The organism is Leifsonia sp. Leaf336 (assembly GCF_001423695.1).
GTDB lineage: Bacteria > Actinomycetota > Actinomycetes > Actinomycetales > Microbacteriaceae > Leifsonia.
Map to the genome: position 1 here is coordinate 290,980 of NZ_LMOZ01000002.1, position 15,232 is coordinate 306,211.

Consider the following 15,232-nt stretch of genomic DNA (forward strand, 5'->3'; position numbering starts at 1 on the left):
ATCGGGCCGCGATGGGCACCGCGCTGGTCGCTAGGCTCGGGACGTGGAGATCATCCGGGGCGAGGACTGGTACGGGCGCGACCTCGACGGCCTCGAGTTCGACGGCGCCGAGTTCGTGGACGTCGACATGACCGAACTGCGGTCGACGGGCGCGACGTTCACCGCGTGCACGTTCCGCAGTGTGCGGTTCAACGTCGGCGAGCACACCGACAGCGCGTTCGTGAACTGCACGTTCATCGGCTGCAACTTCTTCGACGCGACCTTCCGGCGCTGCAAGTTCACCGGCAGCAGCTTCAGTGGATGCGATTTCGCGCTGCTGAAGGTGGAGGGCGGCAACTGGTCGTTCGTCGACCTCGGCCGCGCGGAGCTGCGCGGCGCCGACTTCACGGGCGTGAAGCTGCGGGAGGCCGACCTCAGCCGTGCACGGTGTCAGGAGGCCGTGTTCGCGGGCTGCGACCTCTCGGCGGCGGTGCTCGCCGGCGCCGACTTCTCGGCGGCGAACCTGGTCGGCAGCGACCTCACCGGCGTCGACCCGGAGGAGGTGGGCCTCCGCGGCGCCACCATCGATGTGCGTCAGGCCACGATGCTCGCCGAGGCGGCCGGGATGACCGTGGTGGCGACGCCGTCGTAGCGGCCCTCGCGCGACGACGCCCGCCCCCGGTGTCGCGGGAGCGGGCGTCGAAGACGGATCGCGGCTACGCGACCTCTTTCACCTGGCCGTGCTTGATGTGGAGGCGACGCTGCGCGCGCTTCGCCACGGCGGTGTCGTGGGTGACGACGATCACGGTGAGGCCGCGGTCGCGCCAGAGGCCCTCGAGGAGGTCCATGATCTCGTCCCTGGTCTCCTCGTCGAGGTTGCCCGTCGGCTCGTCGGCGAGCAGCACGTCCGGGTTCTTCACCAGAGCGCGGGCGATCGCGACGCGCTGCTGCTGACCACCCGAGAGCTCTGTCGGGAGGTGGCTGCCGCGGTCCGCGAGGCCGACGGAGGCCAGGGCCTCCGCGGCCCGGCGCTTGCGCTCCTCGGCACTGACCTTGAGCGGCGCGAGCGCGGTCTCCACGTTCTCCTGGGCGGTCAGGGTCGGGATCAGGTTGAAACCCTGGAAGACGAATCCGATCTCGTTGGCGCGGATGTCGGTCAGCTTGCCGTCGCCGAGCTTCGACAGGCTCGCCGGCCCGAGCTCCACGGACCCCGAGGTGGGACGGTCGAGCGCGCCGAGCATCTGCAGCAGCGTGGACTTGCCTCCACCGGTCGGCCCCTGGATGGCGACGAGTTGGCCGTCCGGGATCTCCAGGGTGACGTCATTGAGGGCGATGACCTCGCGCTTGGACTGGGTGTACTTCTTGGTGACGTTCGTGAGGGTGTACACGATGGCTCCTTCTGGTCGTCTCGACCGGGTCAGGCGACCGAGCGCAGGGCGGCGGCGGGGCGGAGGCGGGAGGCGCGCCAGCCGCCGATGGCGCCGGCGAGCAGGCCGCCGAGGACTGCAAGGGCGACGGCGCCGACGATGATCCAGAGGGTCACCGGGGCGTGCAGTGCGATGTCGGCCGTCGTGCTGGTGGCCGCCCGGCGGACACCGGCGAACGCGCCGTTGCCTCCGGCGAAGCCGCCGCCTCCGGCGAAACCGCCTTCACCGCCTGCGGCGCCTGTGCCGCCGGTGCCGACCGCTCCGTTCGCGCCGGTCCGACCGGCGGCATTGGCGAAGCCGGAGCCGATGCTGCCGGTCAGAGTCGGGGAGATCACGTTGACCACGAAGACTCCGATCAGTCCCACCGCGACGCCGATGACGCCGCCGATGAGGCCCTGCACGACCGACTCGCCGGCGACCTGGCCGGTGATGCGGCGGTTGGACCAGCCGATCGCCTTCAGGGTGCCGAACTCGCGGGTGCGGCGGGTGACGCCCGAGATGGTGAACAGGATCGCGATGAGGAAGGCCGCAGCGAGCACGATCACCGACAGCCAGGTGCCGAGGTTCGAGATGAGCTGGCCGGCGCTCCCGAGCGAGCCGGAGACGCTGGAGGCCAGGTCGGCCTGCGTGCTGACGGTCGTGCCGGGCAGCGCCTTGGTCAGGTCGGTCTTGATCTGGTCGATGTCGCTGGAGGACGCGGCCGTGATGTAGACCGACGAGATCTTGGAGGCCTGGCCGGACAGGGTCTGCGCGACATCGAGCGGGATGTACGCGTTCGAGGCCGTCGTGGAGTCGGCGCCGGTCGCCGACACGATTCCGATGACCTTGAAGTCGGTGCCGCCGATCGTGACGGTGTCTCCGACGGCCTTGCTCGCGCTCTTCGCGTAAGCCGCATCGAGGACGACGACGTCTGCGCCCTTGTCGGAGGCGGTGAAGGTGCGCCCGCTCGACAGCGTCACGGACGACAGCGGTCCGACGGACTTGCCGGCCGGGTCGAGGCCCATCACCGAGAACGTGTCGACGGAGAACGAGCTGCCGCCCGCGCCGTCCGCGCCTCCGGTCGGCGGGGGAGTGCTCGCGGTCGCGCCGCCTCCCGCCTGGCGCTGCTCGCGCAGCTGCTGGAAGTTGGGGAGGGTGCCGCTGAAGCTGGTGTTGGTCAGGGAGAGGACCGCCGCGGCCGACTGGACGTTGTCGACCTTCTTGGCGGTGGTCAGCGTGGACGCGTCCATCACCGTGGCTCCGCGGGTGGGCTGCAGGCGCGACGTGTTGATCGACCGGCCGGAGCCGGTGTCGGTTCCCGCGCCGGCGCCGAAGTCGAAGCGCGGGCCTCCGCCCTGCGCCTGCTGGGTCGTCGCGTTCTGCGCGGTCGCGGGCTGGGAGACCGTGACGTCGGTCCCGACCCCGTAGACGGACTGCAGCACGCTGGCCTGCGCGTCCTTGACGCCGGCGGAGATTGCGTTGACGATGATGACGAGCGCGATCGCGAGGGCCATGCCGATCGCGATGATGACCGTCTGCTTGCGGCGATTGAGGAGCTCGCGCCGCAGATATGTCCCGAACATTGGCTTCCATATCTCTGGGGTCGGAAAGAAGAGTCATCGGGACGCTAGGTTCGGCGGTTTTCGGCTCACTGTGGCGAAGCTATGTTTTCGCCGTATGCGTGGCCGAAACCTCTCAGAAGGTCCATAGGTTTCACAAAGTCACTGTCAAGTGGACTCCTCATAATGGGAAAGGTGACCATCAACGCCCGCGCCGCCTCCGGCCCCTCCAGCCAGCCCCGTACCCTTCTGCGCCGTGCCGACGGCAGTTCGATCCGCGTCCTCGTCGTCGACGACGAGGCGACGCTGACCGACCTGCTCGCCATGGCGCTCCACTACGAGGACTGGGAGGTCAAGACCGCCTCCAATGGGCAGCAGGCACTGCAGCTGTCACGCGAGTTCAAGCCGGACGTCGTGGTGCTCGACATCATGCTGCCCGACATCGACGGGCTCCAGGTGCTGTCGCGGATGCGCGCCGACGGCAACGAGGCGCCTGTGCTGTTCCTGACGGCGAAGGACTCCCTCGACGACCGCATCGCCGGTCTCACGGCGGGAGGGGACGACTATGTCACGAAGCCGTTCAGTCTGGAGGAGCTGGTCGCCCGGCTCCGCGGCCTGCTGCGCCGGTCACGCGCGGCAGTCGCCGACCAGGACGACCCGGTGCTCATCGTCGGCGATCTCGTCCTCGACGAGGACAGCTACGAGGTGCACCGCGACGGCGAACCGATCCAGCTGACGGCCACCGAGTTCGAGCTGCTCCGCTTCCTGATGCGCAACCCGCGCCGCGTGCTCAGCAAGGCGCAGATCCTCGACCGGGTGTGGTCGTACGACTTCGGCGGATCCTCCAGCGTCGTCGAGCTCTACATCTCCTACCTCCGCAAGAAGATCGACGCCGGTCGGCCGCCGATGATCCACACCGTCCGCGGCGCCGGCTACATGGTGAAGGCCGCGCAATGACCGCTGCCCGCACTGCGGGCGCCCCGACCCCCGGCCGTGAGCGCGTCCGGCGCCTCGGTCTCCGTCCGTTCCGCTCGTGGACGCTGCGCAGCCGTGTGGTGCTCGTCGTGGTCGCGATGCTCGCGGTGCTCGGCGCGGTGATCGGGACGGTCAGCGTCCTCGCCCTGCAGAACTACCTGATGGAGCGACTGGACCAGCAGCTGACCAGCGCTCTCGAGCGCGGTCAGCACACGGCCGACCGCATCAACGCGGGAGGCCCGACGATCCCGGAGGCCCAAGGCGTCGTGACGACGCCAGGGCAGCCGACGGGGACTCTCGGCGCCGTCCGCAGCGCGAATGGAGGACTGCTCTTCCCCCCGGTCGTCCTCTCCGACCGACCGTCGCAGTCGACCGATCAGCCGCTCGGACCGAAGCAGGTGACCATCAACGGACTCGCCCTGCTCACCGTTCCGGCCGACTCCCAGCCGCGCACGGTCGACCTGGGCGCCTCCCTGGGCTCGTACCGCATCGCCGCGGCCCAGCTCGACAACGGCGACAGCGTCATCATCGGCCTTCCTCTCAGCGAGGTGAACGCGACGATCCAGCAGCTCACGCTGGTCATCGTCCTGGTGACCCTCGCGGGGCTCGTCTTCGCCTTCCTCATCGCCAGCTTCGTCGTCCGCCTGGCGATGAAACCCCTGGCGCGCGTCGCGTCGACCGCCGAACAGGTGGCGCACATGCCGCTCGACCGCGGCGATGTCGCGCTGTCGGTGCGTGTGCCGGAGGCGGACACCGACCAGCACACGGAGGTCGGCAAGGTGGGCTCGGCGCTCAACCGGATGCTCGGACACGTCGCGTCCGCGCTGACGGCCCGGCAGGCGAGCGAGCAGAAGGTCCGCCAGTTCGTCGCCGACGCCAGCCACGAGCTCCGCACGCCGCTCGCCTCCATCCGCGGCTACGCCGAGTTGACCCGGCGCTCGCCGCACGAGCTGCCGCAGGACATCACCCGCTCGATCGGCCGCATCGAGTCGGAGGCCACCCGAATGACGTCCCTGGTGGAGGACCTGCTGCTGCTCGCCCGGCTCGACGAGGGACGGGAGCTCGACCACGACCCCGTGGACCTCTCGCTGCTGCTGATCGACGCCCTCAGCGACGCGCACGCCGCCGGTCCCGACCACACGTGGAGCCTCCACCTGCCGGAGGAGCCGGTGGAGGTGTCGGGCGACGCCCCTCGACTGCATCAGGTGGTCATGAACCTGCTCGCCAACGCGCGGGTCCACACGCCGGAGGGCACCAAGGTCGTCGCGTCCCTGGCCGTGGACACCGCCGCTCAGGAGGCCGTCGTCACGGTCGCCGACGACGGTCCCGGCATCCCGGAGGACCTCCAGTCGACGCTGTTCGAGCGCTTCGCTCGCGGCGACAGCAGCCGCAACCGCGCCACCGGGTCCACGGGCCTGGGCCTCGCGATCGTGCAGGCGGTCGTGGAGGCGCACGGCGGCGCGGTCGCCGTGGTCAGCGAGCCGGGGTCGACCGTGTTCACCGTGCGGCTGCCGCTGGCGCCACTGGACCCTCCGGCTGGAGCAGCGCCCGCGGCCACGGCCCCGGCCGACTCCGGTATCGCCGACACCGCCGGAACCTCCGAGATGGACTCCGACCCCGCCGAGACCGACGGAGCAGTGCGGGAGTGACCGTCGCGGTGCTGCCGACAGTCGCGTACGGGGACCCGTCCGCCCCTCCGCTGATCCTGTTGCGCGGGCTGCCGTCGGAGCCCGGGCGCGCCCGCGGCCTCGACGCGCTCACCGAGCGCTGGATCGTCGGCGGCCCCGCCCGCTCGCATCGCGTGCACGCGGTCGGCAGGCCTGCGCAGCTCGCGCCGGGGGCGACGATGGCCGAGATCGCCGCCCTCTACGCGGGCGCCCTGCGGCGCCGGTTCGGCGCTCCGGCCGCGGTGATGGGGGTGTCGACCGGAGCGAGCATCGCCCTGCAGCTCGCGACCGACCATCCCGACCTGGTCAGCTCGCTGGTGGTGGCGGCGGGTGCCGCCGCGCTCGGGGCCGCGGGTCGTGCCGTCCAGCGCCGCTACGCCGACCTCCTCGCCACCGACGAGCGGGTGGCCACGAGCGAGCTGGCCGTCGCGACGATGGACTCCCCGCTCCTGGCGCCGGCGGTCCGCCTCGTCACGCGGCTCCTGCCCGGGCCCGCCGACCCAGCGGGCCTGCGTGTGCTGGTGGAGGCTGAGGACTGCTACGACGTGCGCGACCGGCTCTGCCGCGTGGCCGCGCCCGCGCTGGTCGTCTCGGGCGGGCGCGATGTCTTCTACCCCCTCGACCTCGCGACCGAGACGGCGCACCGCCTCCCGAGGGGAACCCACATCGTCTACCCGAACCGTTCGCACGCGGGCGTGCCGCTGCATCCCCGGTTCGGCCGCGACATCGGGGAGTTCTTGCGCGCCCAGCTTCCGGCCGGCCGGATCCGGTCCGGCGATTTGCGTGCCCAGGGGTCGATCCCGTACTCTTGACGGAGCCAAAGACCGCTGGTCGACGTGCATGCACGTCTGAAGTTCCACTCAGGTGGAGGCCCGCGCAGGTGTGTGAAGCACTTCCCGCAGTTCTCTGCGATGACGAGCTCCGTGCCCTGCGCCGGAGCTTTTTTCTTTGCCCGCGGTCGAGGCGCACACCGCTCCCGCGGTGTGCGAGAAGACAACCGAGGAGTAGCCATGGCGAACAAGGAAGCCACGGTCGCCGAGCTCGAAGGACTGTTCGAGAGCTCGACCGCCGTTCTGCTGACCGAGTACCGCGGTCTCACTGTTGCTCAGCTCAAGACGCTGCGCAAGTCCATCAGTGAGCACGCGACGTACGCCGTGGTGAAGAACACGCTGACCAAGATCGCGGCCAACAACCAGGGAATCTCGTCGTTCGACGACGAGCTGGTCGGTCCGTCCGCGATCGCGTTCGTGCACGGCGACCCCGTCGCCGTCGCGAAGGCACTGCGCGACTTCACCAAGGCAAACCCTCTGCTGGTGGTCAAGGGCGGTTACTTCGACGGTAACCCGCTGACCGCAGAAGAGGTAGGCAAGCTCGCCGACCTCGAGTCCCGTGAGGTTCTGCTGGCCAAGCTGGCCGGCGCCTTCAAGGCCTCGCTGTTCGGAGCCGCATATCTGTTCAACGCACCGCTGTCGAAGGCCGTTCGCACGGTCGACGCGCTGCGTGAGAAGCAGGAGTCCGCTGCCTGATCCGTACGGATCACGCAAGCGGTGAGTAACCACACACACTAAGGAGAAAATCATGGCAAAGCTGTCGACTGAGGAGCTGCTCGACGCGTTCAAGGAGCTCACGCTCATTGAGCTCAGCGAGTTCGTGAAGAAGTTCGAGGAGACCTTCGAGGTCACCGCCGCCGCCCCCGTCGCCGTGGCCGCCCCGGCCGCCGGTGGTGCGGGTGCCGCTGCCGAAGAGGTCGAGGAGAAGGACTCGTTCGACGTCGTCCTCGAGGCCGCCGGTGACAAGAAGATCCAGGTCATCAAGGAGGTGCGCGCCCTCACCAGCCTCGGCCTCGGTGAGGCGAAGGCCCTCGTTGACGGCGCGCCGAGCACCGTGCTCGAGGGCGCCAACAAGGAGACCGCCGAGAAGGCGAAGGCTCAGCTCGAAGAGGCTGGCGCCACCGTCAACCTCAAGTAGTCGACGCCCCGTCGGGGCTTCTTCTACCGCAGGCTGACACAGCCACGCGACGCGGACTCCTTCTGTAACAAGAGTGTTCCGCGTTGTGGAGGGCGTCGCCCCCGTAACGGGGCGGCGCCCTCCGTGGTTTAAGCCACGCCGGCCGGCGCAGCGCGGACGCTCGTCCCACCAGAGCGTCCGATCGCGCCCGCCTGCGTGCATCGGTGTGCAAGGACGCACAACCGGAAGAAGAAACCACGATGAATACCTGGCGTACTTTCGCCTCCACCCTGCGCGGACTCGGGGCCGCGCTCCTGCACGGTGACCACCGCGATGACGGCGCTCACCCGCCGGATCTATACCGCAGGACCCTCCTGTACGACCGGTACCTGCGGTAATCCCAGTTGAGGGGCACGCTGTTGTCGCTTTCCACCCCGGGAAGCGACAACGGCGTGCCCCTCGTGCTTGTAGGTTGGGGCGGTGGAGAGCGAAGCGGAGGCGCGGGTCGCCTACGACCTGGTGGCCGACGACTACGCGGCCCTGCTCGAAGGCGAGCTCGAAAAGCTGCCGCTCGAACGCGCGCTTCTGACGGCATTCGTCGAGCAGGTCGACGCGACAGGGGGAGGCCCGATCGCCGACCTCGGCTGCGGGCCCGGACGGGTCGCCGGCTTCCTCGCAGGGATCGGAGCGGACATGCGCGGCATCGACCTGTCGCCGGGCATGGTGGAGGTCGCGCGCCGCGACCACCCGGGCATCCCGTTCGCGGTCGCGCCGATGGCGGCGCTGCCGTTCCAGGACGGCGAGCTCGCCGGCGCGCTGGCCTGGTACTCGATCATCCACATCCCGCAGGACCTGCAAGACGGGGTGTTCGCCGAGTTCGCTCGGGTGCTCCGCGTCGACGGGTTGCTGCTGCTCGCCTTTCAGGTCAGCGAAAACGGCGACGAAGACGTCGTGCACCTCCGGCAGGCCTACGGGCACGAGATCGACCTCCGCACTCGTCGCCAGTCACCCGCTCGCGTGAAGCGTCGCCTCGAAGAGGCCGGCTTCGCGCTTCTCGCCGAGCTGGTCCGCGAGCCGATCCCACCGGAGAAGTCCCGGCAGGCCTTCGTGCTGGCTCACCGCTCGGCGGACGCCGACTCCTGAGGGCCGCTACGGGAACGGCAGCGCGACGGGGTACCAGTACGTCTGCATCGCCGCGTCGCTCGCGCACGTCTGCAGGGCCACCACGCCGGCGGTCGCCGGCGCGGTGAGGCAGAGGCCGGTGGCAGCATTGACGAGCTGCAGAAGCGAGCCGCCCGAATTCGACACCGATTGCGGTATCCACAACTGCTGCAGGTTCGACGTGTTCGAGGTGTTGACGACGACGCCGGATCCCACGCCCGTGGTGCTCGCCGTGACGAAGCCGTTGTTCGTGGCTGTCGTCCTGACGCGCAGTTGGATGGCGTTCAAGCCGCTGACCGGGAGCATCGAGATCGCCTGGTTACCGAGGCTCACGTCCGTGCCGATGTTGTGGCAGGTGAAGGTGTCGATCGGAGACCCGGTTCCGGCGCCGACTCCACCGCGGAGGTCGAGGCAGAGCGCGGCGGGGCTGAGGATGTTCTGCGGTTTGACCTGGTAATACGTGGTGACGTTCGACAGAACGGTGAACGGGTAGATCAGCGAGGTGGTGATCGGCTCGGGGGTGGCCGTCGCCTGAGCCTGGAGGTCGTCGAGCGCGATGTCGGCTCGGAAGGCGGGGGTGAAGCTCGTCGTTCCTGAGGTCGAACCCAGCGCGGACGCGAGGGTCTGACGATTCTGGCCGCTGTTCGCGGACGAGCTCGACCCTCCCGTCGGATACCCGCGAACGCAGAACAGCGCGGTGGCCTGGGGGGCGAGCGCGACGGCTGCGCTCGTGACGCCGCTCGCCCAGGCGCCGGAGACCGCTCCCGGCACCGGGTCGGTCGCCGTCGTGCAGGCCGCCGCGGATGCGACCGGCCAGACCACAGCAGTGAGCAGTGTCCCGAGCCCGGTCGCCGGAGTCGAGTCGGGGAGCGCCGTCAGGGTCACGTCAGACGTGCCGGCGAACGTCGTGGACGACTGGGCGTTGGTGACGCTCACCAGATATGTCGTCTGGTAAAGGTCGTTGGTCATGACGGCGCTGACCGCGGTCGGTGTCACGGTCACGGACTCCTGTCCGACGGTCACCGAGCCCGTGGCGGTCACGCGTGCACTCCAGCCGGCGGAGGCGGGGATCGCGCACACGAGTCCTGCCACCGACACGGCGGCCGTGATCGGGAGGATCCATCGGGCGATGCGCACGAAGAGCAGGATAAGGGCTTGATTTACATAGGCAAGCTATGTAAAATGGATGACGTGACCGAAACCCTGTCCTCTCCGACCAGCGACACCGCCCAGCTCCGCCAGACGCTCGGCGATCTCGTCGTCGCCAGCCACCGGCTCACCCGTCTCGCCGCGCGCGTCACGGGCAACACCGAGTCGCCGGCGACCTGGCGCACCCTGAGCGTGCTGCAGAGCGCGGGGCCGATGCGGCTGGGCGAGCTCGCGGCCCAGAGTCGCGTCTCGCAGCCCACGATGACCAAGATCGTCCGCAATCTGGTCGAATCCGAGTGGGTCAAGCGGATCGCCGACACCGATGACGCGCGGGCCTGGCAGATCGCGATCACCACGACGGGCGCAGACGCGCTGCAGGCGTGGCGCGACGCCCTGTCGGACGCACTCGTGCCGATGTTCGCCGACCTGACGGAGGACGAGCTCGCCGCGATGCGCTGCACCGTCGAGATCATCGCCTCGCGCGCCGAGCTCTCGACCGCGGCATCGGCCGCCGTCGCCGGTCGCTGACGGTTCGCCAGTCCGTCCTTTTCACCCACCAGCACTATCGCCGAGGAGGCCTCGCCCGTCCATGTCCCACCAGAAGCCCGACAACATCCTCAAGCAGCCGACCGCCGTCTGGGCGGTCGCGTTCGCGTCGGTCATCGCGTTCATGGGAATCGGTCTCGTCGACCCGATCCTCCCAGCGATCGCGGCCAGCCTGAAGGCGACGCCGACGCAGACCGAGATGCTCTTCACGAGCTATCTGCTGATCACGGGTGTGGCGATGTTCTTCACCAGCTGGATCTCCAGCCGGATCGGCGCCAAGCGCACGCTGCTGATCGGCCTCGCGCTGATCGTGGTGTTCGCCCTCGCTGCCGGGCTCTCGCAGAACGTCGCCTCGATCATCGGCTTCCGTGCGGGCTGGGGGCTCGGTAACGCACTGTTCATCTCCACCGCCCTGGCGACGATCGTGGGTGCCGCATCCGGCGGCACGTCGGCGGCGATCATCCTGTACGAGGCTGCGCTGGGCCTCGGCATCGCGATCGGCCCGCTCCTCGGCGGCCTCCTGGGCAGCTGGAGCTGGCGTGGACCCTTCTTCGGCACCGCCACCCTGATGGCGATCGGGTTCATCGCGATCGTCGTGATGCTCAAGAAGAACCCAGAGAAGCCTCAGCCGACCAAGCTCTCCGCCCCCTTCCGGGCTCTCGCCCGCCCGGCGCTCGGCTTCCTGGCCGCCGCCGCCCTGTTCTACAACATCGGCTTCTTTGTGCTGCTCGCGTACACGCCGTTCGCTCTCGCCGCTCTCGGGATCACCGACGCGATCACCCTCGGTTTGATCTTCTTCGGCTGGGGACTCGCTCTCGCCGTCACCTCCGTGTGGGTCGCGCCGCTGCTGACGGCCCGCCTGCCGCGGACGCGGGTGCTGTGGCTCATCATGCCGCTGCTCGCGCTCGACCTGGCCGCCGCCGGCCTGTTCGCGGCCTCGATCGCCGCGCTGATCGTCTGCGTGATCGTCGGCGGCCTGCTCCTCGGCATCCTGAACACCGTGCTGACCGAGTGCGTGATGGAGGCCACCGACCTCCCGCGGTCCGTCGCCTCGAGCGCCTATTCCGGTGTCCGCTTCCTGGGCGGAGCGATCGCCCCGCCGGCCGCCACGCTGCTGGCCGACGTGTTCACGCGGGCGACCCCGTTCTACGCGGGCGCCATCTCCGTGCTGATCGCCGCTGCGCTCGTCATGCTCGGCCACAAGCACCTCCGCCGCGTGGACGGCGTCCACGAGACGCAGCAGCAGGAGGCCGAAGTCCTCGCGCTCGCCGACGCCGACTGATCGGCTCGGCAGACGCGGGAACTCAGACGCGGAGAACTCAGACGCGGAGAATTCAGTCGCGGAGAACGAAGAGCCGCCCTGTCCTAGCCAGGGCGGCTCTTCCCGTCTGCGCGCTAGGAGCGACGCGTACGGAGGGCCGTCGGCGCGCGATCGTGCCTACCCGAAAGGCGCGATCGGCCGACGGCCTGTTGACTCATTGTCTCAGATCCACAGGGTTCGATCGTTCATATCCGATACGATTCGCGCGATTGCGCACGATTCATCCCGAGAATGGACGAAATCCCTCAGCGCGGGGGAGCGGTCGACGTGCGGACGATCAGCCGGACCTCGGCGCGCACCGAGGTGGTGCGCGGCTCGGCTCCGCCCAGTTCGTCGAGCAGGATGCGGGTCGCGACAGCGCCCTGCTCGAACGGGCTCTGCGCCATCGTCGTCAGCCCGAAGCACGCGGAGAAGTCGTGGTCGTCGATGCCGATGACCGACAGGTCGTCCGGCACCCGCAGACCGTGATCGCCCGCGGCGAGGATCGCCCCCATCGCCATCTCGTCGGAGCCCGCGAACACCGCGGTCGGCCGCGGCCCTGGCCCGTCGAGAAGCCGGTTCATCGCGGCGCGGCCCTCCGGGAGGGTGAACCCGCCGGGGATGACCCACTCGGGCCGCACCGGCAGGTGCGCGGAGCGCATGGCCTTCTCGAAGCCGCGCAGCCTCCCGGTCGGGACGCTGCTGTTCAGGCCCTCCTCGTCTTCGCCGCCGAGGTGCGCGATGTCGGTGTGGCCGAGGCCGATGAGGTGCTCGGTCGCCGTGCGCGCGGTCGCCTTCTCGTCGATCCCGACGCTGCGCAGCCCCTTGACCGGGCCTCCCACGACGATCGTCGGGTGGCCCAGGGAGGCGAGCTGCTCGCGCTCGTCCGGGGTGAAGTCGAGGCAGAGCGCGAGGAGGGCGTCTGTGCGCTTACGCAGGATGCTGCGGTGGAAGACGCGCTCCCGGTCTCCGCGGTGGCCGCCGAGGTTGAACAGGATCATGTCGTAGCTGGCGGAGCGGAGCTCCGAGTCGACGCCCTCCAGCACCTGCGTGTAGAACCACCGGCTCACCGACGGGACGACGACGCCGAGCGCGAGCGTCCGTCCGCTCGCGAGCCCCGATGCGCTCGACGACGCGACGTAACCGAGTTCGTCGGCGGCGCGTCGCACAGCGGCGCGCGTGGTGTCCGACACGTTCGGGAGCCCCCGTAGCGCTCGCGAGACCGTCGCCGTGGAGACGCCGGTCGCGCGCGCGACCTCCTCGATACCAGCCATGCGCGTCCCGTCAGGAGTCCTGGGCCGCCCGCGCCTCTTCCGCCCTCAGGCGCGCCGCCGCCATACGGCGGCGCGCCTGCAGGAGCAGTATGAAGATGACGACGAGCACGAGCGAGACCAGCGCCCAGGCGAGCGCGGGTTGGCCGGTGAGCTCGCAGACCGCGGTGATGATCACGAACGCCACCCCGAAGAAACCGACGAAGCCGAGGCCGATGTCGATGTACTCCCTCGGGTCGTTCCTGCGCATCAGGTCAGCCCTTCACTCCACCTGCCGTCAGGCCCGCCACGATCCGGCGCTGGAAGATCAGCACGAGGATGATGAGCGGGACTGTCACGATCGTACCGGCAGCCATGATGGCCGTGTACGGCTCCTGGTGCGGCTGGCTTCCTGTGAAGGAGGCGATCGCCACGGTCACCGGCTGCGTCGCGTCGCTCGACAGCTGGCTGGAGATCAGGAACTCGTTCCAGGACGAGATGAACGCCAGGATCGCGGTCGTGAACACGGCGGGAGCCGCCAGGGGCAGGATGATCTTGCGGAAGGCCTGCGCCTGCGAGCAGCCGTCGATCCGGGCGGCCTCCTCCAGGTCCCACGGCATCTCGCGGAAGAACGAGACGAGCGTGTAGACCGTGAGCGGGAGGGCGAACGAGATCTCCGGGATGATCAGCGCCTGGTACGTGCCCATCCAGCCGATGTTCGTGAACAGCTGGAACAGCGGCGTGATGAGCGCGACGCCCGGGAACATCGAGGCGGCCAGGATGATCCCCAGGATGACGCCCTTGAACTTGAAGTCCAGGCGGGCGAGCGCGTACGAGGCGAAGATGCCGACGACCAGCGAGATCAGCGTCACGCAGACGCCGATGAACAGCGAGTTCAGCAGCGCGCCCGGGAGGTTGTTCCCGAGCTTGGTCGAGAGCGCGGTCGCGTAGTTGTCGAGGGTCACGTGCGTGAACCACGGCGTGTTGTCGCTCGTGTAGCCGACGTCGCGGAACGACGTGACGACCATCCAGTAGAACGGCAGCAGACACCACAGCACGACGACGATCGCCTGGACGCCCGTGCGGATGCCCTGGTTCCTGCGGCGCTGCTTGCTGCGGTTCTTCGTCTGAGTGCGGGGCAGTGCGTTGGCCTCTGCGGTGGCCGAGGCGGGGCCGGCGACGGTGGTCATCCCTTCGCTCCCTTCGCTTGCGTCTCCTGTGTTCGCACCACGTTCGTGCCGAGGAACCGCACGAAGATGAATGCGACGAGGAAGATCAGGATGAACGTGATGGTGGAGAGGGCGGCAGCGCTGTTGAAGCCCTGCCTGATCTGATCGACCACGAGGATGGACAGCGTCGTCGTGGCATGGCCTGTGCCGCCTCCACCGCCTGTCAGGATCTGCGGCAGGTCGTAGATGCGGAGCGCGTCGAGGACGCGGAACAGGACCGCGACCATCAGCGCCGGCTTCAGCAGCGGCATGGTCACCCGCCAGAATCGCTGCCAGGTGCTCGCGCCGTCCATCTTCGCCGCCTCGTAGACGTCCTCCGGGATGATCTGGAGGCCGGCCAGGATGAGCAGCGCCATGAACGGCGTCGTCTTCCAGGTGTCGGCGATGATGACCGCGAACCGGGACGCCCATTCGTCGCTCGTCCACAGGATGTGGGCGTTGAGGACGGCGTTGGCGACGCCGGCGACCGAGAAGATGAAGAACCACAGCTTCGCGGTGACGGCGGTCGGGATGGCCCACGGGATCAGGATGGCCGCGCGGACGAAGCCGCGGCCGCGGAAGGCGCGGTTCATGATGAGCGCGAACCAGAGGCCGAGGACGGTCTCGAGGATCACCGTCGTGACGGTGAAGAAGAACGTCACCCCGACGGCGCTCCAGAAGGTGGAGCCGAGGTTGCCGGGCGGGCACGAGACGGTGGTGCCGTTCGGCCCCTGGCACTGCTGGAACAGCCAGTGGGCGTAGTTCTGGAAGCCCGCGAACCCGCCCTGCACGAACAGGCCGGTCGCCGGGTCGAGCCCGGCGTCCTTCTGGAAGGACATCACGATGGCGCTGACGATCGGATAGCCGATCACCACGGCGAGCAGGACGATCGTGGGCAGGATCAGGTAGAGGGCCCAGCGACTCTGCTGGCGACGAGTGTGCTTGACCCCGGCTCGCTGTTCAGGCTGCTTGCCGGCGTTCTGCGTTGAAGAGGGGGCGACGACGTTCGGCGTTGACATGTGTGCCTCCGAGAGGAAGGACGGGAAGTGGGGGAGCCGGGCGGCGGGAAGGTTCCCGCCGCCCGG

General features: G+C 69.2%; 16 protein-coding genes. 9 read left to right on the forward strand and 7 right to left on the reverse strand.

The features are described 5' to 3' along the window. Nucleotides 1-43: 43 nt before the first annotated feature. Complete coding sequence (locus ASF88_RS10325; RefSeq protein ID WP_055917672.1) at nucleotides 44-631, forward strand: pentapeptide repeat-containing protein; 588 nt, start codon at nucleotides 44-46, stop codon at nucleotides 629-631. A gap of 64 nt (nucleotides 632-695) precedes the next feature. On the opposite strand, the gene ASF88_RS10330 is transcribed toward ASF88_RS10325, so the two are convergent. Together ASF88_RS10330 and ASF88_RS10335 are read right to left on the reverse strand one after the other, a co-directional pair. Beyond that, the gene (locus ASF88_RS10330) at nucleotides 696-1,367 is read right to left on the reverse strand and encodes an ABC transporter ATP-binding protein (protein WP_055917675.1); all 672 of its coding nucleotides are present in this window, start codon (nucleotides 1,365-1,367) and stop codon (nucleotides 696-698) included. A gap of 29 nt (nucleotides 1,368-1,396) precedes the next feature. Beyond that, a complete protein-coding gene (locus tag ASF88_RS10335; RefSeq protein ID WP_055917677.1) occupies nucleotides 1,397-2,968 on the reverse strand; it encodes an ABC transporter permease in 1,572 nt (523 codons plus the stop codon). A 162-nt stretch (nucleotides 2,969-3,130) separates the two neighbouring features. On the opposite strand from ASF88_RS10335, the gene ASF88_RS10340 reads away from it, so the two are divergent. The 6 genes from ASF88_RS10340 to ASF88_RS10365 all read left to right on the forward strand — a co-directional run bounded on the left by ASF88_RS10340 (nucleotide 3,131) and on the right by ASF88_RS10365 (nucleotide 8,676). Continuing rightward, nucleotides 3,131-3,901 (forward strand): response regulator transcription factor, encoded by a 771-nt coding sequence (locus ASF88_RS10340; protein ID WP_327063239.1) that lies wholly within the window; start codon nucleotides 3,131-3,133, stop codon nucleotides 3,899-3,901. Further along, nucleotides 3,898-5,568, forward strand: a complete 1,671-nt coding sequence (locus tag ASF88_RS10345) for a sensor histidine kinase (protein ID WP_082518896.1) — start codon at nucleotides 3,898-3,900, stop codon at nucleotides 5,566-5,568. Before ASF88_RS10340 ends, ASF88_RS10345 begins: the two co-directional genes overlap by 4 nt. Continuing rightward, nucleotides 5,565-6,398 (forward strand): alpha/beta fold hydrolase, encoded by an 834-nt coding sequence (locus ASF88_RS10350; RefSeq protein WP_055917681.1) that lies wholly within the window; start codon nucleotides 5,565-5,567, stop codon nucleotides 6,396-6,398. The genes ASF88_RS10345 and ASF88_RS10350 overlap by 4 nt, the downstream gene beginning before the upstream one ends. A 198-nt stretch (nucleotides 6,399-6,596) precedes the next feature. Continuing rightward, a complete protein-coding gene (gene rplJ / locus ASF88_RS10355) occupies nucleotides 6,597-7,112 on the forward strand; it encodes a 50S ribosomal protein L10 (protein WP_055917683.1) in 516 nt (171 codons plus the stop codon). Between the two features lie 52 nt (nucleotides 7,113-7,164). Then, nucleotides 7,165-7,554, forward strand: a complete 390-nt coding sequence (gene rplL / locus ASF88_RS10360; RefSeq protein WP_055917685.1) for a 50S ribosomal protein L7/L12 — start codon at nucleotides 7,165-7,167, stop codon at nucleotides 7,552-7,554. 459 nt (nucleotides 7,555-8,013) lie between these two features. Next, nucleotides 8,014-8,676 (forward strand): class I SAM-dependent DNA methyltransferase, encoded by a 663-nt coding sequence (locus tag ASF88_RS10365; RefSeq protein ID WP_055917687.1) that lies wholly within the window; start codon nucleotides 8,014-8,016, stop codon nucleotides 8,674-8,676. A gap of 6 nt (nucleotides 8,677-8,682) precedes the next feature. Here ASF88_RS10365 and ASF88_RS10370 read toward each other — a convergent pair whose 3' ends face one another. After that, on the reverse strand, nucleotides 8,683-9,831 hold the full coding sequence (locus tag ASF88_RS10370) for a hypothetical protein (RefSeq protein WP_055917691.1): 1,149 nt from the start codon (nucleotides 9,829-9,831) through the stop codon (nucleotides 8,683-8,685). A gap of 54 nt (nucleotides 9,832-9,885) precedes the next feature. Between ASF88_RS10370 and ASF88_RS10375 the strand changes: the two genes are divergently transcribed. Both ASF88_RS10375 and ASF88_RS10380 read left to right on the forward strand, forming a co-directional pair. Continuing rightward, complete coding sequence (locus ASF88_RS10375; RefSeq protein ID WP_235493404.1) at nucleotides 9,886-10,371, forward strand: MarR family winged helix-turn-helix transcriptional regulator; 486 nt, start codon at nucleotides 9,886-9,888, stop codon at nucleotides 10,369-10,371. Between the two features lie 61 nt (nucleotides 10,372-10,432). Further along, a complete protein-coding gene (locus ASF88_RS10380; protein ID WP_055917696.1) occupies nucleotides 10,433-11,671 on the forward strand; it encodes an MFS transporter in 1,239 nt (412 codons plus the stop codon). Nucleotides 11,672-11,955: 284 nt separating this feature from the next. Here the strand turns inward: ASF88_RS10380 and ASF88_RS10385 are convergent, their stop codons facing one another. From ASF88_RS10385 to ASF88_RS10400, 4 genes are read right to left on the reverse strand one after another with little or no spacing between them, the layout of a single operon-like run. After that, nucleotides 11,956-12,963, reverse strand: a complete 1,008-nt coding sequence (locus tag ASF88_RS10385; RefSeq protein ID WP_055917699.1) for a LacI family DNA-binding transcriptional regulator — start codon at nucleotides 12,961-12,963, stop codon at nucleotides 11,956-11,958. Between the two features lie 10 nt (nucleotides 12,964-12,973). After that, on the reverse strand, nucleotides 12,974-13,210 hold the full coding sequence (locus ASF88_RS10390; protein ID WP_055917702.1) for a hypothetical protein: 237 nt from the start codon (nucleotides 13,208-13,210) through the stop codon (nucleotides 12,974-12,976). A 4-nt stretch (nucleotides 13,211-13,214) separates the two neighbouring features. Continuing rightward, entirely contained in the window at nucleotides 13,215-14,129 is a 915-nt protein-coding gene (locus tag ASF88_RS10395) for a carbohydrate ABC transporter permease (protein WP_055917705.1), read from the reverse strand. Then, nucleotides 14,126-15,166: a carbohydrate ABC transporter permease gene (locus tag ASF88_RS10400; RefSeq protein ID WP_055917708.1), complete on the reverse strand. Its 1,041-nt coding sequence runs from the start codon at nucleotides 15,164-15,166 to the stop codon at nucleotides 14,126-14,128. Before ASF88_RS10400 ends, ASF88_RS10395 begins: the two co-directional genes overlap by 4 nt. Between the last annotated feature and the right edge of the window lie 66 nt (nucleotides 15,167-15,232).

Coding starts and splice junctions, on each gene's coding strand:
- ASF88_RS10335 (WP_055917677.1), bottom strand. CDS start 2,968: ATGTTCGGGACATATCTGCGGCGCGAGCTCCTCAATCGCCGCAAGCAG.
- ASF88_RS10340 (WP_327063239.1), top strand. CDS start 3,131: ATGGGAAAGGTGACCATCAACGCCCGCGCCGCCTCCGGCCCCTCCAGC.
- ASF88_RS10385 (WP_055917699.1), bottom strand. CDS start 12,963: ATGGCTGGTATCGAGGAGGTCGCGCGCGCGACCGGCGTCTCCACGGCG.
- rplL (WP_055917685.1), top strand. CDS start 7,165: ATGGCAAAGCTGTCGACTGAGGAGCTGCTCGACGCGTTCAAGGAGCTC.
- rplJ (WP_055917683.1), top strand. CDS start 6,597: ATGGCGAACAAGGAAGCCACGGTCGCCGAGCTCGAAGGACTGTTCGAG.
- ASF88_RS10395 (WP_055917705.1), bottom strand. CDS start 14,129: ATGACCACCGTCGCCGGCCCCGCCTCGGCCACCGCAGAGGCCAACGCA.
- ASF88_RS10380 (WP_055917696.1), top strand. CDS start 10,433: ATGTCCCACCAGAAGCCCGACAACATCCTCAAGCAGCCGACCGCCGTC.
- ASF88_RS10345 (WP_082518896.1), top strand. CDS start 3,898: ATGACCGCTGCCCGCACTGCGGGCGCCCCGACCCCCGGCCGTGAGCGC.
- ASF88_RS10400 (WP_055917708.1), bottom strand. CDS start 15,166: ATGTCAACGCCGAACGTCGTCGCCCCCTCTTCAACGCAGAACGCCGGC.
- ASF88_RS10390 (WP_055917702.1), bottom strand. CDS start 13,210: ATGCGCAGGAACGACCCGAGGGAGTACATCGACATCGGCCTCGGCTTC.